This is a genomic window from candidate division WOR-3 bacterium (assembly GCA_011052815.1).
Lineage (GTDB): Bacteria > Hydrothermota > Tepidihabitantia > SM23-42 > SM23-42 > DRIG01.
In genome coordinates this window covers 1-22,384 of record DRIG01000100.1, presented here as the reverse complement: position 1 = coordinate 22,384, position 22,384 = coordinate 1, and the positions used below count along the sequence as shown (strand labels likewise).

Annotated in this window: 27 protein-coding genes; 4 read left to right on the top strand and 23 right to left on the bottom strand. The window is 43.3% G+C overall.

The genetic code is table 11. The features are described 5' to 3' along the window. From ENI34_09830 to ENI34_09735, 20 genes are all read right to left on the bottom strand, one after another. A complete protein-coding gene (locus ENI34_09830; protein ID HEC79417.1) occupies window positions 1–1,833 on the bottom strand; it encodes a PAS domain S-box protein in 1,833 nt (610 codons plus the stop codon). A 172-nt stretch (window positions 1,834–2,005) separates the two neighbouring features. Continuing rightward, window positions 2,006–4,753, bottom strand: a complete 2,748-nt coding sequence (locus tag ENI34_09825) for a T9SS type A sorting domain-containing protein (GenBank protein HEC79416.1) — start codon at window positions 4,751–4,753, stop codon at window positions 2,006–2,008. Continuing rightward, window positions 4,750–5,643 carry a hypothetical protein gene (locus ENI34_09820; protein ID HEC79415.1) on the bottom strand — a complete coding sequence of 298 codons (894 nt, stop codon included), beginning with the start codon at window positions 5,641–5,643 and terminating at the stop codon, window positions 4,750–4,752. The genes ENI34_09825 and ENI34_09820 overlap by 4 nt, the downstream gene beginning before the upstream one ends. Window positions 5,644–5,887: 244 nt before the next feature. Beyond that, window positions 5,888–6,502 (bottom strand): 50S ribosomal protein L17, encoded by a 615-nt coding sequence (locus ENI34_09815; GenBank protein ID HEC79414.1) that lies wholly within the window; start codon window positions 6,500–6,502, stop codon window positions 5,888–5,890. Continuing rightward, a complete protein-coding gene (locus ENI34_09810) occupies window positions 6,499–7,482 on the bottom strand; it encodes a DNA-directed RNA polymerase subunit alpha (GenBank protein ID HEC79413.1) in 984 nt (327 codons plus the stop codon). Before ENI34_09810 ends, ENI34_09815 begins: the two co-directional genes overlap by 4 nt. Before the next feature lie 11 nt (window positions 7,483–7,493). Next, complete coding sequence (locus tag ENI34_09805) at window positions 7,494–8,123, bottom strand: 30S ribosomal protein S4 (protein HEC79412.1); 630 nt, start codon at window positions 8,121–8,123, stop codon at window positions 7,494–7,496. Window position 8,124: 1 nt separating this feature from the next. Then, window positions 8,125–8,544, bottom strand: coding sequence for a 30S ribosomal protein S11 (locus ENI34_09800; GenBank protein ID HEC79411.1), 420 nt, complete (start codon window positions 8,542–8,544; stop codon window positions 8,125–8,127). Beyond that, window positions 8,541–8,924, bottom strand: a complete 384-nt coding sequence (locus ENI34_09795) for a 30S ribosomal protein S13 (protein ID HEC79410.1) — start codon at window positions 8,922–8,924, stop codon at window positions 8,541–8,543. Before ENI34_09795 ends, ENI34_09800 begins: the two co-directional genes overlap by 4 nt. Window positions 8,925–8,971: 47 nt before the next feature. Then, window positions 8,972–9,085, bottom strand: coding sequence for a 50S ribosomal protein L36 (locus ENI34_09790; GenBank protein HEC79409.1), 114 nt, complete (start codon window positions 9,083–9,085; stop codon window positions 8,972–8,974). A 127-nt stretch (window positions 9,086–9,212) separates the two neighbouring features. Further along, window positions 9,213–9,431, bottom strand: a complete 219-nt coding sequence (locus ENI34_09785; protein ID HEC79408.1) for a translation initiation factor IF-1 — start codon at window positions 9,429–9,431, stop codon at window positions 9,213–9,215. 3 nt (window positions 9,432–9,434) lie between these two features. Further along, a complete protein-coding gene (gene map, locus ENI34_09780) occupies window positions 9,435–10,193 on the bottom strand; it encodes a type I methionyl aminopeptidase (protein ID HEC79407.1) in 759 nt (252 codons plus the stop codon). Next, window positions 10,171–10,827 carry an adenylate kinase gene (locus ENI34_09775; GenBank protein ID HEC79406.1) on the bottom strand — a complete coding sequence of 219 codons (657 nt, stop codon included), beginning with the start codon at window positions 10,825–10,827 and terminating at the stop codon, window positions 10,171–10,173. The genes map and ENI34_09775 overlap by 23 nt, the downstream gene beginning before the upstream one ends. Then, complete coding sequence (secY, locus tag ENI34_09770) at window positions 10,824–12,137, bottom strand: preprotein translocase subunit SecY (protein HEC79405.1); 1,314 nt, start codon at window positions 12,135–12,137, stop codon at window positions 10,824–10,826. The genes ENI34_09775 and secY overlap by 4 nt, the downstream gene beginning before the upstream one ends. Further along, window positions 12,137–12,577, bottom strand: a complete 441-nt coding sequence (locus ENI34_09765) for a 50S ribosomal protein L15 (protein ID HEC79404.1) — start codon at window positions 12,575–12,577, stop codon at window positions 12,137–12,139. The genes secY and ENI34_09765 overlap by 1 nt, the downstream gene beginning before the upstream one ends. Further along, complete coding sequence (locus ENI34_09760; GenBank protein ID HEC79403.1) at window positions 12,564–12,758, bottom strand: 50S ribosomal protein L30; 195 nt, start codon at window positions 12,756–12,758, stop codon at window positions 12,564–12,566. Before ENI34_09760 ends, ENI34_09765 begins: the two co-directional genes overlap by 14 nt. Further along, window positions 12,715–13,254, bottom strand: a complete 540-nt coding sequence (locus ENI34_09755) for a 30S ribosomal protein S5 (GenBank protein ID HEC79402.1) — start codon at window positions 13,252–13,254, stop codon at window positions 12,715–12,717. The genes ENI34_09760 and ENI34_09755 overlap by 44 nt, the downstream gene beginning before the upstream one ends. A gap of 10 nt (window positions 13,255–13,264) precedes the next feature. Then, a complete protein-coding gene (locus ENI34_09750; GenBank protein ID HEC79401.1) occupies window positions 13,265–13,609 on the bottom strand; it encodes a 50S ribosomal protein L18 in 345 nt (114 codons plus the stop codon). A gap of 10 nt (window positions 13,610–13,619) precedes the next feature. After that, window positions 13,620–14,189, bottom strand: coding sequence for a 50S ribosomal protein L6 (locus tag ENI34_09745; protein ID HEC79400.1), 570 nt, complete (start codon window positions 14,187–14,189; stop codon window positions 13,620–13,622). A gap of 19 nt (window positions 14,190–14,208) precedes the next feature. Then, window positions 14,209–14,592 carry a 30S ribosomal protein S8 gene (locus ENI34_09740; GenBank protein ID HEC79399.1) on the bottom strand — a complete coding sequence of 128 codons (384 nt, stop codon included), beginning with the start codon at window positions 14,590–14,592 and terminating at the stop codon, window positions 14,209–14,211. A 114-nt stretch (window positions 14,593–14,706) separates the two neighbouring features. Then, the gene (locus ENI34_09735) at window positions 14,707–16,548 is read right to left on the bottom strand and encodes a T9SS type A sorting domain-containing protein (GenBank protein ID HEC79398.1); all 1,842 of its coding nucleotides are present in this window, start codon (window positions 16,546–16,548) and stop codon (window positions 14,707–14,709) included. A 114-nt stretch (window positions 16,549–16,662) separates the two neighbouring features. On the opposite strand from ENI34_09735, the gene ENI34_09730 reads away from it, so the two are divergent. Further along, window positions 16,663–17,010, top strand: a complete 348-nt coding sequence (locus ENI34_09730; protein HEC79397.1) for a hypothetical protein — start codon at window positions 16,663–16,665, stop codon at window positions 17,008–17,010. A 47-nt stretch (window positions 17,011–17,057) separates the two neighbouring features. Here the strand turns inward: ENI34_09730 and ENI34_09725 are convergent, their stop codons facing one another. Continuing rightward, window positions 17,058–17,504, bottom strand: coding sequence for a 4Fe-4S dicluster domain-containing protein (locus ENI34_09725; GenBank protein ID HEC79396.1), 447 nt, complete (start codon window positions 17,502–17,504; stop codon window positions 17,058–17,060). Between the two features lie 91 nt (window positions 17,505–17,595). Here ENI34_09725 and ENI34_09720 point away from each other — a divergent pair, with 91 nt between their 5' ends. From ENI34_09720 to lipA, 3 genes are read left to right on the top strand one after another with little or no spacing between them, the layout of a single operon-like run. Beyond that, window positions 17,596–17,850, top strand: a complete 255-nt coding sequence (locus ENI34_09720; protein HEC79395.1) for a (2Fe-2S)-binding protein — start codon at window positions 17,596–17,598, stop codon at window positions 17,848–17,850. Continuing rightward, window positions 17,831–18,532: a lipoyl(octanoyl) transferase LipB gene (gene lipB / locus ENI34_09715; GenBank protein ID HEC79394.1), complete on the top strand. Its 702-nt coding sequence runs from the start codon at window positions 17,831–17,833 to the stop codon at window positions 18,530–18,532. Before ENI34_09720 ends, lipB begins: the two co-directional genes overlap by 20 nt. Next, entirely contained in the window at window positions 18,511–19,374 is an 864-nt protein-coding gene (lipA, locus tag ENI34_09710; GenBank protein ID HEC79393.1) for a lipoyl synthase, read from the top strand. Before lipB ends, lipA begins: the two co-directional genes overlap by 22 nt. A 558-nt stretch (window positions 19,375–19,932) precedes the next feature. On the opposite strand, the gene ENI34_09705 is transcribed toward lipA, so the two are convergent. Together ENI34_09705 and ENI34_09700 are read right to left on the bottom strand one after the other, a co-directional pair. Next, a complete protein-coding gene (locus tag ENI34_09705; GenBank protein HEC79392.1) occupies window positions 19,933–20,292 on the bottom strand; it encodes a hypothetical protein in 360 nt (119 codons plus the stop codon). Window positions 20,293–20,465: 173 nt separating this feature from the next. Next, the coding region (locus ENI34_09700) for a tetratricopeptide repeat protein (GenBank protein ID HEC79391.1) at window positions 20,466–22,384 on the bottom strand (1,919 nt) is incomplete at its 5' end.

Here is a 22,384-nt window from a genome sequence, read left to right as displayed (position 1 = left end):
TTAAATTTCTTTAAATTTGAACCCTTTTTCCTTGAACAATTTCAAACATGCATCCACGACATCCGCATCATAGAGAATACCTTTGTTTTTGGTTATCTCTTCAAGCGTTTCATCCAGCGTTCTCGCCGGTCGATAAGGTCGGTGGGAAGACATTGCTTCCACTACATCGGCGACAGCCAGAATGCGGGCTTCTATCATGATCTCATCACCTTTTAATCCGTGGGGATAACCAGAACCGTTCAGACGTTCATGATGCTGGAGGATGATCTGCGCCACGGGCCAGGGGAATTCTACTTTTTTGAGAATATCATAGCCCACTTCCGGATGGATCTTAATAAGCGTGAATTCAGATTCAGTGAGGTGGGTGGGACGGGTAAGGATTTCAGCCGGGATATATATTTTCCCGATGTCATGGATCACCGCCGCCATATTGAGTCCCATAATCTGGTCTTCCGAGAGTTGCATCTCGTTCGCGATCGCAAGTGCCAGATGAGCGACCCTCTGTTGATGGCCTGCTGTGTATGGGTCCCTCGTTTCAAGGATACTCGCCATGCTGTCGACGGTATTCTCCATAAGGCGCCTCAACTTTTCAATATTTTCACGGAGTGCCTTTTCCATATTCTTACGTTCTGTGATATCCATAATCATACCCGAAAGAATATTACCCGTCAGTGTTGCACTTATTAGAACATTCTTGGGCTTTCCTTTTTTCGTAAGAAGTTCAACTTCGTAATAGTTGATCTTGCCGGTTTTTTTTATTGAAGTCAGGAATAATTCTCTGTCTGCTTCATTTTTATACAAAGAAAGGGCTCCTTGTTTCATCATCTCTTCCGGTGAGTCGAATTCGAACATAGTCGCAAGTGCTTCATTCGCATAGATTATTTTTCCATCAAGGGTGCTCTTATAGACACCGACGAGTGCGTTGTCGACAAATGAACGATAGGCTTCCTTCACCCTTTTACGTTCCGTGATGTCCGTTATTATTCCAAGGATCGCCTTTTCCTGATTATAGTCAATCAACTTTGTCGTAACCAATGCCTCGATTTTTTCACCATTTTTTGTCAGAAGGGTGTATTCGAATGGCTCAATTTCTTTTCCGAGCATATGTCGAGCAAAATTTGATCGTATCAATTCTATTGACTCTGGTGCAATGAGACAGAAAAAATCAAAATCCGGTGCATAGAATTCTTCCCTTGTGTATCCCATTATATCTTCACATTTTTTGTTCGCATACATTATTCTGCCACCCCTGTTGATAAATATCATGTTTGGTGATTGCTCGGCGAGGATTCGGAATGTCACTTCAGATGATTCCTGTTTTGCGGCTGTTTTACCGAGCTTGATGCCGATTCCGAAGATGTAATCAATGAGATTGTCCTTGGTGAGTACCGGGTTAAAATACCATTCAATGGATATTTTCTGCCGGTCGCGGCTCAATATATCAGTGGTGATTGTCTGGGTTGTTTTTCCGCTTAGAAGTTTTTGAAAAAGTTCTGCTGTTTTTCGGCGATCCTCTTCAGCAACAAAAGATTCAATATAATCTTTACCTACAACTTCAGTGGTTTTGTAGTTCAATGCCTTTAGCATTGTTTCGTTCATTAAGAGTATTTTCATTTGGGGGGTGAGAGTAATGAAGAAAGTTGGCGATGCCTGAATTATTTTCATGGAGAAATCAGTCTCTTGCTGTAATTCGTTTTCAAGGACGGCGATACGTTCCTGAAGCTCGGCGATTTTTTGTATTAAATCTTGTTTTGATTTATCTTCTTTATCCATATATCCTTTCAATATTGTAGATAATTGTTTAATCCTGCCGGTGAAACTTAAGTGTGGCAAAGTTCCGTATTATAATGTGTTCACGTTGTAATCAACGTTATATTATAGGGGAATATCAAAAGATGTCAAGAGTGGATGCCTCAGCACATCGTTATCAGGGGAGGTGGATAAATTTACTATGGAACAGTAGAGAATTTATTCAGGACGGGATGATGTCCTCCCGCCTTAAAATCTATCGTATAAGAATCAATTTACCCGTCTTTACTCTATTCTTCAACTCAGCACGATAGAAATAGATTCCGGTTGAGATATCGCGTCCCAAATTGTCCTTTCCATTCCAGGTTATCGTATGCGAGCCAGCAGATCTATAGCCCCCTATTTCCCGCACCAACCGACCAGTCGCTGTATAAATCTTGATCCTAATCTCGCCAGGTTCAGGCAATTGGCAATCGAATCGTATTCTCTTCTTTGACGGATTTGGTGAAGCATATGTATTGAATTCCCGTAATGCATTGCTGTTAAGTTCTTTAACCGAAGTCATATTCCGATCTTCTTTTGAAAATTCCCAAAGTGCTAAAGCACTGCAAACCACTTTCGGCGACCTCTTGATAAGCAAGTTAATCACTCCATCCTTGAGTAATTCTTTCGAAAGAATAATCTTTTTGAAAACAACGGTCTTTCGCGGAATTTCTACTCTATCAATAAGAAAATCATCAATTTCTATCTCCTGATTCCAGCTATTACTCATTTCGTCTTGATAAAAACACAAACCAAGATGATAGCTCTTTGTGGAATCAAGACCAGTGATTTTGTAACTGAGGAAAGAAGTGTCGTAATCCACGCTTTTCTCCGGACCTTCACCATAAGCAATATATCCAAGCCGCTGAGTGTTGAAAACAGATGTTTCTCGTTTACCTAAATTAAAAGCGTAAAGTGGAAGCGCTCTTGAGCGTAATGTAGTAGTAGGATATATTTTTACCTCGTAAGGGGTAGAATTTCCTTCGGTCCAAAGATACAGAATATTTGTTTGAGAAACAGTCTGATACATTGCCACCTGAGGATATTTCGAATCAACTCCTGATTGGCTTATGTTCTGAGGAGTTGTCCAACCACCGAGCTCATTACGCTCGCTCGCATAAATATCCCACTGATTATTCTGAAAATCCGACCACACCGCAATTGAACCATTTTCGAGATAGGGATAGTTATAAGAACTGTGAACTAAAGCAATCGTCTGTGGGGCAGATAGGAACAATCCATTTAAGGTATAGTTAGTCTGAATTTCTTTCTTCTCAACTTCACTCCAGAATTTTTCCCAGATAAAGTAGATTAAATCACCAGCTATAGAAACCGACGGTAGTCTTCCTTCATTCTGAATGTGAAGGTTATGCCAGACTCCTGTATTACTACGCCATTTACATTCTATATTACCATTTTTCTCATAAACCAACCAAATACTTCTGTCTGAAGACCGCACCGCTACAGCCCCAACTCCTGATGACGAATATGTATCTAATACAATAACATTCTCAAGACTCTCCGGCATTTCCTGGGTATAAAACTGACCAATCTTTAATCGATTGTTGCCGGCATCATCCAGGGTGTTAAATACCACCCATCCGGTATCCAATGGATCAATCGCAAAAGAGACCGATAAAATGGAATCAGGCGTATCATAAAGCACTTCAGAATACCAGAAGCCATTTTCACGATAGGCATAATTCACTGTATAAATCATAGTATCACTAGCACCAGAATCTGGCAAACCCAGAGTACTCATATAGCAGAAGTTTTCTTCCTCGGATGAATTAAAGTCTATCGTTGGTTGCCAACCATAATCAGATTTTTGTCCTATTGACCAATCACTACCATAATCTGTACTCTTGGAATACCATACATCTTCACTTAATTCCTCATTTTCGAGCTTATTTGTCCAGGTAAGATGCGAAATACCATCGTCATCAAATAATATCCTTCTGGCATTATTCACTCCGGTTGCTCTCGAAAAGTTCGAAGAAAATGGGGGAACTTGAACTGTAGCAATCTCAGATCGATTCCCTTCTTGACCGCCACTTCTTACACCTTTTACATAATAAGAATAAGCACCACCTGCAGAGACACTGTTGTCAGAATAGATTGTCTCAGCAAAGTTGTTTTCAATCAAAACATAATTATCATCAGGATAAGTTCGCCGATAAATATTATAACCTGTTACACTAACAGGACAAGAACCCCACTCAAGATTAACTGACCTTGATTTTTGCATCATCCACAATATTCTCAGCCATCTGGGACTTGGGAATTTATAATAAGCATCAATTCCATCATCTATTCCCCAGGCGATCTTATCCTTAAATGATTGGTGATTGTCTTTCAGTTGAAACCATTGTGCATTTGGATGAATGTCATGAGTAACGTATGCAGATTCCGTTAGAACAGCAGGCATTTTAGTTTTTATAAGCACATGAAGTTCAGCTCGTCGAACCCCCATATCATTTGCAAAAGGAAAATTAGAAATATAATAAAACATGTTAGAATGTACTAAACCAGCAAATGTTTCATCTGCAGTTCTGTAATAGTACGTTTTAGTGCCGTGTATTGTGCTATCCTTATCAGGAGGACCATCATTATGAACACTCACAAATAATTGACATGTGTCTTTTTGGCCAGTATAATGATTGGGAATCTCACCATTTGCCATTTTGACTCTTTCTTCAAGTGATGGATTCTCATCACCTGTCCTGGTCATTGAGATAGAATAGCCTAACCCCCACACTAAATCCATTTCCATTGACCAGGCAATATATTTGTTAAAATCGCTTTCAAATGGTCCATCAGGATACGGCCCGTGACTTTCGTTAACTACACCTGGGTCACCATCTGGCCATTTACCTCCATGACCTGGGTCAATACATATATCTACTTGACCAGCAAATAACAAGCAGGTAAATAATTGTAAGAAAATAAGACGCCTTCTCATTTTCGCCTCCTCTTTTTAAGTTTCAAGATAACAATTTCTGTATCACTACCACCGGTTACAGGATCTGGCATTTCTTTAAATCTTTCCACCATAATACTTTTACCATCAGGTAGCCATTTTACAAGAATTTCAGGTTGCATGGTATAGGTAATTTGAGTTTTTCCAGTACCATCTCGATTAATTATGAAAACTTCAGATTCAATTGGTGAACATTCAATATGACCAGATGTTTTTGTAGCAACAACATATGTTAGCATTTCGCCATCAGGAGACCAGCAAAAATTCCAAGGTTCGAAGAACAATACTCTATCAAGTACTTTTGTCTCTTCTCTTTCAGCGTTATAAATAGCAAGCGCCCATAAACCTGTTGAATCTAGATGTTTACCCGCCAGATAATTTCCTTGTGGAGACCACTCAAAATAGGAACCTAAAGGGACTGGTTGCATCTCATCGGTTTCAACATTATATAACCAGAGACCACCGTCGCCATAAACTCGTCTTCCATGGAAAAGTTCTTTTTTGGGCACCATTTTCCTAAAGGCCAAGAATTTACCATCAGCAGACCACTTTAAGTCATAAGCTATGCCTTCTATAATCCTTTTTTCTGTATTTGTCGCAGAATCCACAATCCATACGCCGATTATTCTTCCCCCAGGTTTTTCAGTACGTTCCTCAGCAATCAATGTAGTATTGGGTGAATAAGCAACGGACAGGACTGGCTCAAACCAGTAATCAAAACCACTATTTTCAATCTCTTTTGCAGTTTCAACCGGCACTGCTTCAATTCTATCCAGCATCAAATCCTCTGCCCTTACTCCCTCTAAGAAACCTTCCTGGGCAAGTAGAGGTAAAATGCTTACTATCATTATTGTTATTATCTTCTTAATCATCACTCCTCCTTTGTTGGTTTTACTATTTTAGACCAATGATAATCTTCCGCCCCCATCGGTTGAAGATGGGAGCGGTGCTGAACAAATCTTATAAATTTTAAATAGAAATAACTTTCCTGATTTAGTAAAAACTGCACAAAATTTACAAGGTAGACCTTCACAGCCTAATGATATTCGGATTTTTTTAATTGTCAACTTACTGTTAAGACAAAAAAATAGAGGGAGTCAACGGATATTCGCGGTGTTACTTCTTGCGTTTTTTCTTCTTTTTCGCCTTTGCTTTCTTTTTAACTCTTTTCGCCTTTTTCTTTGCTTCTTTCTTTTTCGGGCGCTTCTTTTCTTTTTTCTCTTTCTTTTCTTTCGGCTTTTCGGTCTTTTTCTCTTTCTTCTCTTTTTTCTCTTTTTTCGGTTTTTCTTTCTTCTTCTTCTCTTTTTTCGGTTTTTCTTCAACAAGAGCCCGGCGTTCAATTAATTTCCGCCGAGCATCGATGGCATCAGGTTCACTCTGTTCAACGAGTTCCAGTATCGCCATTTCCGCACCATCACCGAGTCTCGGTCCCAGGCGGTAAATTCGGGTGTAACCGCCCTGTCGTTCACTGAATCTCGGACCGATCTCATCACAGATTATTTTGACCAGTTTGTGGTCGGGAATGAATCGGTAGATTCGTCTCTTTGCGGCAAGGTCATTCTTTTTGGCGAATTCAATCAGATGTTCAGCCAGTCTTCGGGCTTCTTTTGCCTTCTGCAGTGTGGTTTCAATCTTTTCATATATGAATAACGCTCGGCATAAATTTTTAAGCAACGCAAGGCGATGCTCTTTTTTCCTTCCTAATTTTTTAACTCTTCTACCGTGTCTCATATATCTTCTTTCAAATATTTGTCGACATCCATTTCAAGATGCAGACCGACCTTTGCAAGATTTTTCTCCAATTCCTTCAGAGATTTACGGCCGAAGTTTTCATAGGTGAGGAGTTCTTTACCGCTCTTTTTCACAAGATCTCCGATTGTTTTTATATTTTCGTTCTTCAAACAGTTTGAAGCACGCACCGATATTTCGAGTTCGTCGATGCTTCTTTTAAGAATTTCACGGATACGTCGGTGTTCGGCGTCAAGCTGTTCTTTTGAAGTAAATTGCGGTTCCACGCCGAGGCTGGTGATAAAGGAGAGGTGGTGTTTCATAAGACTTGCGGCTTCGACAATCGCTTCGACGGGGGTGATGGTACCGTCGGTCTTTATTTCGATTACCAGATTGTCGTAATCGGTCTTTGTCCCCACACGGGTGTTTTTGACTTCGAAGTTCACAGATAAGATAGGTGTGAAAATCGCATCGATGAAGATTGTTCCGATCGGTACCTCTTCATGTTTCAACATATCAGCCGGTACATAACCGCGGCCGGCCTCCACGAACATTTCCATGTTAAAATTGACTTTTGATTCCGTGACAGTCAAAATCTTCTGCTTCGGCGTGGCGATCACGACATCAGGATTCTTTTCGATGTCGCCGGCAAGATATTCTTTTTTTCCTTTGACTTTAAGATTGATTGTGCGGGGGGTGTCAGAGAGTAATTTCACCTTCACCTGTTTTAGATTCAGGATGATCTCCACGACATCTTCGTATACACCGGGTATTGTTGAAAATTCCTGGAGTACATCGTCGATTCTGACACGGGTTATCGCTGCACCCTGGATCGAGGACAACAGAATTCTTCTCAGTGAATTACCGATAGTTACACCGAAACCCCGCTCTAACGGCGAAAGAATAAACTTACCATAGCTGTCTGTTGTCGCTTCTTTATCGACTTCAATCTTTTTTGGCATCACAAGTGGTTTTAAAGCCATATCTATCCTTTCTATTTTGAATATAACTCAACTATTAAATTTTCCTGAATCGGGAGTGTTATATCTTCACGTTTCGGCAATCGTACGACCGTTCCGGAAACTTTTTCTTTATCAAGTTTCAACCAACCGACGATCCTTTCAGGGTCCCGTTCTTCAAGCGACTTTTTTATCAACGCATTCTTTTTCTGGGCATCGACCACTTTGATTTCCTGGTTGACCTTCACCAGATAAGAAGGGATGTCGACCACTTTATTGTCGACGAGGATATGGCCGTGTCGGATGAGCTGTCGGGCATGGGTCCTGGAAGAGGCTATTCCGAGTTGATAAACGGTATTGTCGAGTCGTCTTTCCAGTGCGATAAGAAGATTGGCACCGGGATTACCGGCTTTTCTTGTTGCATCATTGAAGATTTTACGGAATTGTCTTTCCAGTACGCCGTAGATCGCCTTCACTTTCTGTTTTTCCCTCAATTGGATCGCGTATGATGTTAATTTTCTCCTTCCGCCTTTGCCGTGACTGCCGGGGGGATAACCTCTTCTTGCGAACGAACATTTATCTGTATAGCATCTACTGCCGCGCAAAAACAGTTTTTCACCTTCACGCCGACAGATTTTACATTTCGCACCGATATACCGAGCCATCTTAAACTCTCCTTCGTCTTGGGGGTCTGCAACCATTGTGGGGAAGGGGGGTGACATCTTTGATCGCCGTGATGATCAGACCTACTGTCTGGAGCGTTCTGATCGCAGCCTCCCGACCAGGTCCCGGACCTTTTATCCGCACCTCAATTTTTTTGACTCCAAGATTCAGGGCTTCCCGTGCAACGGCGTCAGCGCATTGCTGGGCGGCGTAGGCAGTTCCTTTTTTAGTTCCTTTGAAACCGATCTTTCCACCGGAAGACCAGCAGAGGACATTTCCCTTGTGGTCACATATCGAAACGATGGTATTATTGAATGAAGCAAAGATATAGGCGATTCCGACTGTTCCGGTGCGCGCGACTTTTTTCCGTTTTCCTGCCCGTGGTCTGCCTCTTCCGGTCTTCTGTCTCCTTTTCTGCTTCACTTCTTACCTCCTGGCCGCGGTTTTCCGGCTACGGTCTTCTTCTTACCTTTTCTGGTACGCGCATTGGTCCTTGTCCGCTGTCCTCTTACCGGTAACCCATATTTATGCCGCAGACCCCGATAAGAACCGATGTCGATCAATCGTTTGATGTCGGCTGCGATATCCGCCCTCAGAGCACCTTCTACTTTATATTCAGCTTCGATCAATTTTCTTATCTTGGTGACCTCTTCGTCACTCAGATCTTTTATCCTCTTTGAAGGGTCTATTCCGACCTTCGCAACAATATTCTGGGCTGTATGCAGTCCTATGCCGAAGATTGCTGTAAGGCCGTATTCAACCTTTTTATTAGGTGGCAAATCAACACCTGCAATTCTTGCCATAAACCTCCTTACCTGAAGCAGTTATTAATGGTTACCGCCTCCATCTTTCACCCTTGACGCTGTTTGTGTCGAGGGTTTTTGCAGATAACCATCACCACACCTTTGCGTTTGATGATCCGACAAGAAATGCACCGCTTTTTAACTGATGCCTTAACTTTCAATTTTCCTCCTTAAGATAAACTTTATTATACATATTCTCGAAAAAAAATCAAGTCTTTTATTGCAGATTTTCTTTCTCCTGCAGATAGAATCTTTTATTATCATCTGATCTATATCCAGGTATTCTGATTATTTATATCTCCAGACGATTCTTCCCCGTGAAAGGTCATAAGGCGTGAGTTCCAGCAAAACCCTGTCTCCGGGTAGAATTTTTATATAACTCATTCTCATTTTGCCGGAGACATGAGCAAGCACCTTATGGCCGTTGTCCAGTTCAACCCTGAACATTGCATTGGGAAGGGTTTCAAGAATCGTACCCTCTGTCTGGATTAAATCTTTTCTCGCCATAATTTAATCTTCCACCACCCTTGTGAGGTTAATGTTGCCCTTTTCAAGAACCGCAATGGTATCTTCGTAATGAGCCGATAAAGAACCGTCGTCGGTGGTGATCGTCCAGCCGTTGCTTGCGGTTCTTACCTCATATGTGCCGATATTAACCATCGGTTCGATCGCAAAGACCATCCCCGCTTTAATGACGGGGTCTGGTCCTTTACTCACAAAGTTCGGTATAATAGGTTCTTCATGCAGGGCTTCACCGACGCCGTGGCCGGTGAGCTCACGGACCACACTGAATCCGTTTTCTTCAACCGTATTCTGAATAGAACGTGAAATATCCGATATTCTATTTCCTTTTTTCGCCATTTTAATTCCATTGCGTAAGGCGGTCTTCGTCACCTCGAGCAAACGCCGCGCTTCCCTGGAAATTTCTCCGACAGCGTATGTCTTTGCCGCATCGGCGATATAGTTTTGATATTTGACCCCGATGTCGATCTTCACCAGATTGCCGTTTTCAATCCTCCGATGATCGGGAATGCCGTGCACCACTTCGTTGTTCAGTGAAATACAGCAGCTTTTCGGAAAACCGCGGTAATGGAGAAACGCCGGTATTGCTCCGTGTTCTCGGATGAATGTATCGATTCTGTCGTTCAATTCAATGGTTTCCATATTATTCAAGTCCATTTTATCTATCATAGAGAAGACTTCAAATATGATATTCCCGGCAATCGCAATCTTTTTAATCGCTGCTTCATTCTTCAGTGATATAGCCATTGATTATTTTCGAGATTTTTTTGAAGACCTCATCTTGAGAACCGTGGGCATCGATGCGGGTGTATATGCCGCGTGATTTATAATAGTCAACCAGCGGTGAGGTCTCTTTCCTGTAGACTTCGAGACGTTTTTTGATGATCTCTTCGCTGTCGTCGTTTCTTCTCATTAAAGGACACTGACATTTATCACACCTCTTATCCTGTTTCGGAGGAGCGGTCAACAGGTTGTATATCGCTCCGCATTCAGGGCAGTAGCGACGATTTGTCAATCGTTCGATAATATGTTCTTCGCTCAAATACATTTCCATTGCCACTTCGAGTTTCAATTTCAATTGGGATAGAGTCAGTTCCAGTCTTTGTGCTTGATTCAGATTTCGGGGAAAGCCGTCGAAGAGAATATGTTTATTTCTGTTTTCTCTAATGAAGTTTTCAACAAGTTCAAATATCAACTTATCCGGCACAAGAACGCCGCTGTCAAGGAATTCCTTGATTCTGGAACCGACTTCACTCTGCCGGGCGACCTCCTGACGTAGAATGTCACCCATGGAAAATTTGACGAACTCATATTTTTGAGAAAGTAGATCGGACTGAGTTCCTTTGCCGACGCCCGGAGGCCCGAACAGAAGAGCCATCATCGCCTGCCCCGGATCTTACCTCGCTTCATGAATCCTTCGTAATGGTACATCATCAATTGTGATTCAATCTGTTGCAGTGTATCCAGTGCAACTCCCACGATGATCAAGAGAGTGGTTCCGCCGAAATAGAAAGGAACATTCAAGAAATTGATCAGATACCAGGGAACCAAAGCGATGAATCCCAGAAACAGGGCACCGGGTAAAGTCACCTTTGATAATACTTCATCGATATAATTCGCTGTTCGAGGCCCGGGTCTTATTCCCGGAATAAAACCGCCGTACCGTTTCATATTGTCCGCCATCTCGGCGGGATTGAAGACGATAGAGGTGTAGAAATAGGTAAAGAAGACAATCAGGGTGAAGAAAAGGATGTCGTATCCCCAGAACCCCGGTCTGAAGATCTCGGTTATTCTTTTAAGGCTCGGAACATAGGCGGATACGGTTCCGGGAAAGACGACGAGTGACTGGGCGAAGATTATCGGGATAACTCCAGCAGTATTCACCCTTATCGGTAAGAAGGTTGACTGTCCGCCGTACATCCGCCGGCCCACGATCCGTTTGGGATATTGAACCGGGATACGCCGCATCGCCTGGGTCATTGTGACGACCGCGGCGACGATCAAGATCATTATTATAATAACAAGGACGAGATTGATTATTGACAACCCCTGCGTCACCACAAGCTGAAGGGTTCTGAGAAAATATAATGGATATTCTTCAAGACATCCGATGAAGATGATGAAAGATATTCCGTTTCCAATACCTTTTTCCGTGATCTGTTCACCGATCCACATTGCGAATATCGCTCCGCAGGTGAGGGTGAGCATTGCCGTGAGACGGAATGCCCAGCCCGGATGATAGACGATCGCCATAGTTCCTGCTGCACTCGTGAACTTCTGGGTCTCCAGGAATATCGCAATTCCGATCGCCTGAAACGCGGCGAGTCCGACCGTCAGATATCTGGTATATTGGGTGATCTTCCGTCTGCCGGCCTGGTCGCGCTGGAGTTTTTCGATCTGGGGAAATACCGAACCGAGTAATTGGAAAATAATCGAAGCGGAGATATAGGGCATAACCCCCAAGAAGAGGATCGCCGCCCTTGAGAGGGCTCCACCTACGAATATGTCGTACATCCCGAATATCGATCCCTGCTGTTTCAGCTGCTGCATCAAGAGCCCGAGTGCCTGGGCGTTGATGCCCGGTAACGGCAGGTGGGCACCGAGACGGTATACGGCGATTGCAAACAGCGTGAATCCTAATTTCTTTTTTAAATCAGGGACCTTGAAGATGTTCTGAAATGTTGAAATCATTATTTAATCTCTTCTATTTTGCCACTTGCCTTTATGATCTTCTCCTGGGCGCTTTTCGAAAATTTATGTGCCTTTACGGTAAGTGGGATCTTTATTTCACCCTGACCGAGAATCTTCAGTTTTGCTTTGCCTTTGATTAACTTTCTCTCTTTCAATAATTCCGGAGTTACCACTGTGTCGGGTTCAAACGCAGCAAGGTCGTTGATATTGATTGTCTCGTAGTCTTCCTTGAATATATTAACGAAACCCCTTTTGGGAATACGCCGCGTAAGGGGCATCTGACCGCCTTCATATCCGAATTTCACGCGATACCCGGATCTCGATCGATCACCTTTTTGACCTCTGGTCGAGGTCTTTCCGTGTCCAGAACCCGGTCCGCGTCCGACGCGTTTTCTCTTCTTTCTTGCACCGGCGCATGGTTTTAAATCACTCAGCTTCATCTTTGAATTCCTCGATCTCAACCATATATGAAATTTTATCGAGCATTCCCCGGACCGCCGCATTATCGGGAAAGACTCTTGTTTTACCGATCTTCGTCAATCCCAATGCCTTGAGGGTTAGTTTGTGTTTTTTGATTTTATTGATTGGACTCTTCTTGAGTATCACTTTTATCTTTTTCATACCTCTTCCTTCTGAAATATTCCACCGGTTTATTACGCATCTCCGCCACTACGGCCACCGGTCGAATGGACTTCAACGCATTGATTGTAGCACATGCAAGATTGGTGGGATTATTCGACCCCAGAGATTTCGTAAGAATGTTCTTGATCCCTACTGCTTCACAGACCGCGCGCACAGGGCTTGAGGCGATTATTCCGGTTCCGGTTAAGGCGGGTTTCAGCAAGACATGACTGGCAGAGAACTTTCCTTTCACAGGATGGAGTATTGTACCTTCGGTTACATCCACTTTCACCATATTCTTTTTGGCTATAACGGTCGCCTTCTTTATCGCAGCCGCGACTTCGGATGATTTGGCATGGCCCACCCCAATATTTCCTGCTCCGTCACCGACGACGACACAGGCGTAGAGCTTCAGCCTCTTTCCACCTTTGACAACCTTTATCACCCTTTTTAATTCAACCACTTTCTCAATAAAGTTTTCCGTGCTTTCCAACACTGAGCCTCCTCTAAAATTTTAGACCTGCTTCTCGTGCTCCTTGTGCCAGAGCCTTAACACGACCGTGATATCGATATCCTCCCCGGTCAAAAGCAACCTGTTTGATTCCTTTTTCAAGAGCAAGTTTGCCGATTCGTTTGCCGATTTCCATGGCGACCTCTATTTTATTCTTCTTGTTCAATTCTTTCAGAGCCGCTGAAGAGACACCAAAGAGCACCTTCTGTTGGGTATCATCGATTATCTGGGCTGAAATATTGCGGTTGCTCCGAAAAACACACAATCTCGGCCGTGTCTGCGTTCCTTTTATCTTTTTTCTTATTCTTTGATGACGTCTTTTTCGTCCGGTCAATCTCATATCAGTCTCCTTATCCCTGGACAACGGCTCGTTTTCCGACCTTCTTCCTCAGAACTTCATCGGCATATCTGACCCCTTTATGTTTGTATGGATCAGGTATTCTGGTCTTCTTGATTCGAGCGGCGACGTCACCAACAAGCTGGTTGTCTATTCCCTTCACCGTGATATAGGTCAGATCACCTTTATCCGCACTCTTGACTACCTTTAATTCACATTTTATCCCTTTGGGCAGAGTGATGGTTTTTGGTTTGGAATAGCCGAGAAAGAGCTGAAGTCCTGAGCCGGATAATTGAGCCCGGTATCCTGTCCCCTGAATAATCAATGTTTTTTCGAACTCTTTGAGCACCCCGGCTATCAGGTTTGAAATAAGGGACCTCATTGTTCCCTGATGAGCGGATGATTCTTTGCTGTTTTCGCGGTTCTTAACGAAGATTTTTTTCTCCTTGATGTCAACGATGACCTTGGGGCTGAGCTGCATCTCCATAGTTCCTAAGGGTCCCTGGACTTTTATCCGCGAATTCGATAGCGTAACCTGAACTTTGTCGGGAATGATTATCGGTCTGAATCGTTTCTTCGCCATAAGTTCTCCTTATCTCTCCTTAATAGACATAAGCGATTACTTCGCCGCCGACCTTTTTTCGGCGTGCTTCGCGGTCACTCAACACCCCCTGCGAAGTGGTTAAAATCGCCGTTCCCAGACCGTCCAGGACATAGGGAATTTCATCTTTCGACACGTAGACCCGACGTGAACATTTTGACACCCGTTTGAGATCTCGAATAACCGACTCACCGTTCTTGGCGTATTTCAACATAATTGTAATCTTCCGTTTCTTTGCATCAAGAGTAAAGTTATTGATGAAACCGTCTTCAAGGAGAACTCTCAAGATTTCGGTCTTCAGGCGTGAATAAGGAACAGTCACCTCCATCTTTTGCGCCCGACAGCCGTTGCGGATGATCGTTAACATATCAGCAATTGGGTCCATTGAGCCTCCTTAAATTATCCTTTAATCTATAGTATTTAATTTTAAACATAGACTATTATTTTAATCAAAATTTAATAAATGTCAAGGAGTCAGTACGATGTATTCTTTTCGTGCCTACTTCACCAGAATCAATTTTCTGGTCAGGCGGCAGTCATTGTTTTTCAATCGGCAGAAATAAGTGCCGTTGCTGAATTCTTTTGCGTCCCAGACGACTTTGTAATCACCTGCAGTGCGGTAGCCGTTGACCAGGGTCTTAACCAGTTGACCGTTTATATTATAGACATCTATGGTGATCCAGGATGATTTAGGCAGGGAGTATCTTATTGTAATTGAAGAGCTGGAGGAATGAGAGCGGTCTTTATATAGCCTGAAACCCTCTTCTTGATTATGCTGAGATCTTTCTTCAATTCCGGAACTCTGGTTGAAGTACAGGGCGCCCATATCCGCAGTCGTACCGTCGGGGTCGGGCGGAGAGGCAGGATCTCCGGTATCAATGCAGGGAGATTTTGTGCTGTCGGGAATCGGAAAATTAACCCAGGTTAGATGGAAATCACCGCCTGCTGGATCCGCAAAGAGGGGGTCGGCTTCAATACATCCGGTGCCGAACCATGGCTGGCCTGTGCCGCCGTCGATATCCGAGTATGTCGCAACCATTGTCTGCTGTCCTGAAAAAGAGAGAGCGGGCAGTGAACTCTGGTACAGGATGTTGTTGTAGAAATCGGCACTGGATGAGGGGGTGTCGAAATAAAGGTAGAGATCACCGCCGTCGGTTCCTGTATTCGAATAGAAGGTGTTGTTGAATATATTTAAAGTTCCACTCGCCGTCGATATGCAGACTCCTCCTCCAGAAGCCGACGATTCATTTTCATTGAAGATATTATGGTGGAGATTCAGAATTCCTGATTCGAGGTATATGTTGCCCGCACCGCCGTTGCCGCCGGAAAGATTATTCGTGTATGTTTCATTATAGATATCAATGATGCCGCCGCCGTGGCTGATCCACAGCGCACCGCCTTCCCAGGCAGACGTATTATTGGTGTGGATATTGTCGGATATCTCGACCGTACCGGATGCGATTTCGATATAGAGACTTGCACCGCCGCCGGCGACAGCGGCGACATTTCCGCTGCTTAAGTTGTTGGTGTAGTGGATGGTTACGTCACCGGCGGGTGCCCGCATCCAGCAGCCGCCGCAGAATTCGTTCGATGTGTTGTTCTGGAAAATACAACTATCGACCGTAATCTGGCTGTTCGTACCTAAGGGATAGAGCATTGCACCAGCGGCGTCGCGCTGGGCGAAGTTGTCTTCAAAGATACAGCCGGTGACCCGAAGTTCATTATTACCCTGCTCGGTTTGGATGAAAAGTCCGCCGGCCGTGCCGAAAGGGTAACCAGAGGTATTGGGTGAAGAGTTCCGGCGGAATGTGCAATTTTCGACCGTAATACTGCCCGTGACCGAATAGAGATTCAATCCGCCGCAAATGATATTTCCTTCGTTGTCGTTTATATTGCAATCCTGAACACTGATATTTGCATCGACTGTTTCCAGATGTGCTCCACCTCCGTAATCGCTTCTGCCGTGTTCAATGGTGCAGCCGTTTAAATAGAGGTCGGCGTTGCCCGCTGTAGTCAGAAAATTGAAGAGCTGGATTGAGTCGCCGCCTTCAAATAGCGGTGTTCCCTGCCCGTTGATGCAGAGGGAAAAATTTTCTGTAGAGGAATAGGTGATGGTCGAGGAAACATTATAGGTCCCGTCAAGGACTATGATGGTGTCATTCTCGTTGTTGCCAGCAGCATTATTGAGTGCATTCTGAAATTCTGAAACCGTGCCGACCGTATAAGTGGCTGCTTCGGTCGTTGAAAAGAGAGATAAAAACAGTATAACAAAAAATATCGGGAGGATTTTTATCGTGGTCCCGATTTTTACAATAGTCGTTTTGTTTCCATTAAAATCCATTTTTCCTCCTTATTCAATAAGTATAGACAAAACCTCTGGGATGTCAAGGAAGGGACGGTTTGATCGAATTCTTAAAAAGCTTGACAGATGGGATAGGTTGAGTAGAATATAATTATGCAGGTTTACAATTCAAAAGGTATGGCGTATATTTCGATTGCGATTTCTTTGCTCATTGCGGCGATCCTGATCTTCACGATCTTAATGGTGTATAAGCCGGGAAAGGGTGAGGACGCCGGGGTCGGCGGTTCGCCGATCGACAGGGCGTCAAAGGTTCAGTGCCTCGCCCAGAAGAGGCGGCTTGAAATTGCAATACAATCTTATCTGATGGAGAACGGAAGATTTCCTTCGGGCCTGAGTGAACTTAAAGAATTTTCTTCAGAAGAATTTTATTGCCCTGTAACTGGTGCACCTTATCAGTATAATTCACAGACCGGTAAAGTTTTTTGTCCTGATCATCATTGAATTACCGGTTTGATATCCGCTTCCGTAATTTTTTTTCTGTGAATATTCTATCTTTTGAGTCTGAGCGCTCTTATTTCACCGGCTAAATCTTTGGGTACGGAAAAACCGATGATTGCACAGTGATCAAATTTCGGTGAGTCCAGAACCTTGATGATTTCGACATCACAGCGTTCCTTTCCTTCACGGTCCACACCGATTGCAATCTCACCTTTTTGTGGTCGGGGAAGAAATTCATAAGGGATAAAGACGACTGAGTGGTCTTCAGGTGTTTCATCAATGACGAAGATCGCGAGCCCCGGACATTTGGGAATACAGAGCAGGCATCCTGTACATTTGTCATAATCGACTTGAGGCAATTCAATCATCGAGCCCGGCATCGAGATCGCCTTTTGGGGACAGGCGCCGACACAGGGGTCACAGGGGATCTTTTCAGGGCATTCGATCACCACATAGGGTCTTTTTTTTCTGCGTTCTTCAGAAGGAATTGAATTCATAGGGATATATTACTCAAAAAGTCGGGATAGTCAATAGACTTTACAGGATATTTCCCGCTTGACTTTGGCCGATTTTCAGATAGAATAGGGTATGAAGATTATATGTCGGTGCGAAGATATAACCGAAGAAGAGATCATCCAGAAAATACGTGAAGGTTACCGCACAATGGATGACCTTAAAAGAATTATGCGGGTTACAATGGGGCTTTGTCAGGGCAAGGGTTGTCGCAGACATATCGCAAGGATTATTTCCAGGGAGTTGAATATCCCGATTGAAGAAGTGATACAACCGACATATAGGCCTCCGACCAAGCCTATTCCGATAAGTGCCACAAAAAACAGATAGTTTTTCCTTCGTTTCCAAACGGATGAATGTCGTAGATTTAAGAAAGCGGGACTACAGAGAAGTCTGGGATGTACAGAAGATTGTTCATCAGAAAAGGGTGAACCGGGAAATCGATGATACACTCATTCTTGTCGAGCATAATCCGGTCGTCACCATGGGAAAGAGCGGTAAGGAGAAAAATCTTCTGTTCCCGCCGGGTTTACTGAAGGAAAAGGGGGTTGCGTATTATCGGATCGAACGCGGCGGTGATGTGACTTATCACGGACCGGGTCAACTCGTCGGTTATCCGATCTTCAATATTAAAGAAGGCCTTGCCGGTATAAAGCCCTTTATTGAAAAGATGGAAGAGGCGATAATTCTCATCCTGGATGATTTCGGTATAAAGGCGGAAAAAAGAGAGAAGATGGTGGGCGTCTGGACAGCCACGGGCAAGATCTGTTCGATCGGAATCGCAGTGAAACGATGGGTGAGTTTCCATGGTTTCGCCCTGAATGTGAATACCGATCTGACCTATTTCGATCTTATCGTCCCCTGTGGTCTAAAGAACATAACCATGACTTCGATGCAGCGGATTTTGAAAAGAACCGTTCCCCTGGATGAAGTCAAAAGGAGCGTGATAGAAAAATTCTGCCGGGTGTTCAAAAAAGAGGCGGTGATGAAATGTTTAGAAGAGATTATCTGAAAAAACCTTCCTGGCTCAAGATAAAACTGCCGGCAGGCGACGAGTTCGCGGAAGTCTTCAAATTATTGAAGAAGTACAATCTTTCGACCGTATGTCAGGAGGCGCGCTGCCCTAATATAAACGAGTGCTGGGCTAAGAAGAGCGCTACGATTATGATCCTCGGTAAGATCTGCACCCGTGCCTGTCGATTTTGCGCCGTCGCTTCAGGTGATCCCGGAGGTGTTGTTGATTCTGAAGAGCCGGAACATGTCGCAGAGGTGGTGAAAAAGCTGGGTTTGAAATATGTCGTCGTCACTTCGGTAGACCGTGACGATCTGGAAGACTTCGGCAGTAATCATTATGCCCGGACCATCAAGTGTATTAAAGAAAAGAATCCTCAGATCAAAGTCGAGGCGCTCATTCCTGATTTTTCCGGCCGAGAGGAGTATTTGAAGAACGTGACGGAATCGGCTCCTTTTGTGATCGGTCATAACATCGAGACCGTGAGGCGCCTTACGCCGTATATTAGGGACCGCCGCTGCAGTTATGAAGGGTCACTTACTGTCCTGCGGACGATAAAAAAACTCAATGACTCGATACTCACCAAGAGCGGTTTCATGCTGGGACTGGGTGAGAAGCGGTCAGAGGTCATCGAGACCCTGAAGGAACTGAAAGAGAGCGGGGTCGACATCATTACCATCGGTCAGTATCTTCAGCCGACGAAAAAGCACCATTATGTCCAGAAATATTATACACCTGAGGAGTTCGATGAGTTCAAGAAGATCGGCGAAGAGCTTGGTGTAAAATATGTGATAAGCGGACCCCTGGTACGTTCTTCATATCACGCCGCTGAGATTTTTTAGAGACTGACTGATTTTTTGCATCCACTACAGTAAGTTGACAATTAAAAAAATCCGAATATCATTAGGCTGTGAAGGTCTACCTTGTAAATTTTGTGCAGTTTTTACTAAATCAGGAAAGTTATTTCTATTTAAAATTTATAAAATTTGTTCAGCCCCGCTCCCATCGTTAAAGATGGGGGCGGAAGATTATCACTGGTCTAACCCGCATTATTCATACTGATTTTAAAATTTAGATTTTTTCCTCCAAAGTAGAATTTTTTAATAGTTTATCAGAAGTGTGTTCTTTACTTTGAAATTTGTTGTCTGATTTTAGATTAAAAATATCGTATTTTGCAAAATTTGAATAGACCTCTCCCAACCCAGAAATCGGTGAGAAAAAACCGATGTGAAAGCAGAAGAAAATTACCACTTAACTGGTATCAAAACAAACATTATTACAGACTTGAATAAATATTGATCGAAATGGCCAACCTGATGATAGATGAAACCAGAGCCGACGCACGCTCTCCTTCACTAAAGCCGAATCGTCTCAATCGTTGCCCGAGCCAATTCGGTCCCTTAAGCACATCGGTTCCATGGCAAACCAATAAGATAATCAATCCCACCACGCCCGTGCCGCTTTGCCCGAGTAGTATAATGGTCGAGCCGCAAATATCGCGCATCATTAGCATTTTCATAACCAGCAATAATTCCGTAAAGTCTTTGCCGAATAAGATCAATAAGTTTATAATCAACCAAATAGGAAGTCCGTTTATCAATAAGTAGCTGGGCAACTTTTGGCGTGAAATTTATTTTTTTGTCGTATTCACGGATTAGTAAGAGACCAGCATCAGAACTAATATTGCCCCCATTAAAATTGATGGTAACGATTTTACCCTCTTGAAATGAGAGTGAAATTTGAGTATAATTATCAGTCATTAAAACCTCCTGGTGTTATTTATATTCATAAATGTAGTATACACATCAGGAGGTTTTTTTTAATGCTTTTTTAAAACAGAGTGTTAAATTTTACGATGGTCTAAAAATGGTGCAAAGTAAAGCTGGTATTGTATTTGAACAAATCTAACCAAATTTAGTATGAATAATGCGAGTTAGCACTTTGCCATTTTCTTCAGCCAACCTCTGGCACCTATTTCTTCAAATATTTTCTTCGCCTCACTAAAATATTTCTGAGCATTGGCGTCATCCCCAGATTCTTTAAGAAGGAATCCGTAATAATAGTAAACTTTAGCAAGGTCAAACTTTCTCTTCAATCCCTTAAAAATTCTTATTGCCTTTTTAAATGATGATCGTGCCTTATCCCAGTTTCTCTTTTTTGTCCAGAGCCGACCATAAAGAGAAGATAAATCGGCCCTAATCTCCTTTGAACCCAGTTCATCAGCAAGGGATAAAATCTGTTCTAAAGTCTTTTCTGCCTCATCAAGGCTATCCTTCCCCAAATAGATTTCTGCACGACGACAAAGCACAATGGATAGTAGAGGCCTTGAATTCATCTCTTTGATGATTGGATGCGCCTTGTTATAATACTCCTCAGCCAGAGAGAGTTCTCCCTTTTCAATGCATACATCACCCATTCCCATAAGGCTTTCTACCTTACCTTCACGGCCACCAGTTTCCTTACTAATCTTTAATGACTGTCTGTAAAAATCCAATGCCTTATCATATTCACCCAGAGCACTATAAACAATGCCGATGTTGTTGAGACTAAAGGCTTCGCCCCGGCGGTTCCCAATCTCCTTTCTTATCTTTAATGACTGTCTGTAAAAATCCAATGCCTTATCATATTTGCCTAGATAGTAATAAACATTACCGATGTTGTTGAGAATCAAGGCTTCGCCCCGGCGGTCTCCAATCTCCTTGTCTATCTTTAATGACTGTCTGTAAAAATCCAATGCCTTATCATATTCACCCAGATCACTATAAACAATGCCGATGTTGTCGAGACTTGCGGCTTCGCCCTGACGATTCCCAATCTCCTTTCTTATCTTTAATGACTGTCTGTAAAAATCCAATGCCTTATCATATTTGCCTAGATAGTAATAAACATTACCGATGTTGTTGAGAATCAAGGCTTCGCCCCGGCGGTCTCCAATCTCCTTGTCTATCTTTAATGACTGTCTGTAAAAATCCAATGCCTTCTCATATTCACCCAGATTACTATAAACAATGCCGATGTTGTTGAGACTTGCGGCTTCGCCCTGACGGTTGCCAATCTCCTTGTCTATCTCTAATGACTGCTTGAGAAACTCCAATGCCTTCTCATATTCACCCAGATTACTATAAACAATGCCGATGTTGTTGAGACTAAAGGCTTCGCCCCGGCGGTCTCCAATCTCCTTTCTTATCTCTAATGACTGTCTGTAAAAATCCAATGCCTTATCATATTCACCTAGATAGTAATAAACACTACCGATGTTGTTGAGACCTGTGGCTTCATACCTTCTGTTCCCAACACTCTGCGCAATTCTAACCGCCTTCCTTGCCACAGTCTCAGCATCCTTATACCGGGATAAAGACCCGTAAACACTGGAAAGTAGATTGAAACAATCGGACATCGCCTCTTTGTTATCTGCCCTTTCTGCCTTCTCAACCGCTACCTTTAAATCTTCAACTGCCCTCTCATTCTCTCCCAAAAGTTTCAAAACCTCTGCCCGCTTTCTTATACAATTAACCTCTTTTGTCTCTTTGCCTTTAATCTCACCATGTGCTAAACACTCCAATGCCCAACTGTAAAACCTTATCGCATCCTGATTTGCATAGGAACCCTTAGCCCGCTCTGCAGCCTCCATGCTGTACTTTAACCCCCTCTCCCAATCTCCTGCTAAATAAAAATGGTGTGCCAGCTCCTCAATACTCTCTTTATGAGCCACCAATAACTGCTCACCTACCCGCTGGTGATAGTGCCTCAACTTCACCTGATTCATCCGCTGATAGACCACCTCCCTGATAACATCTTTTGTAAAATAGTATGTGTCAACACCACCCTCTCTTAAGAACTTTATCTTCATTA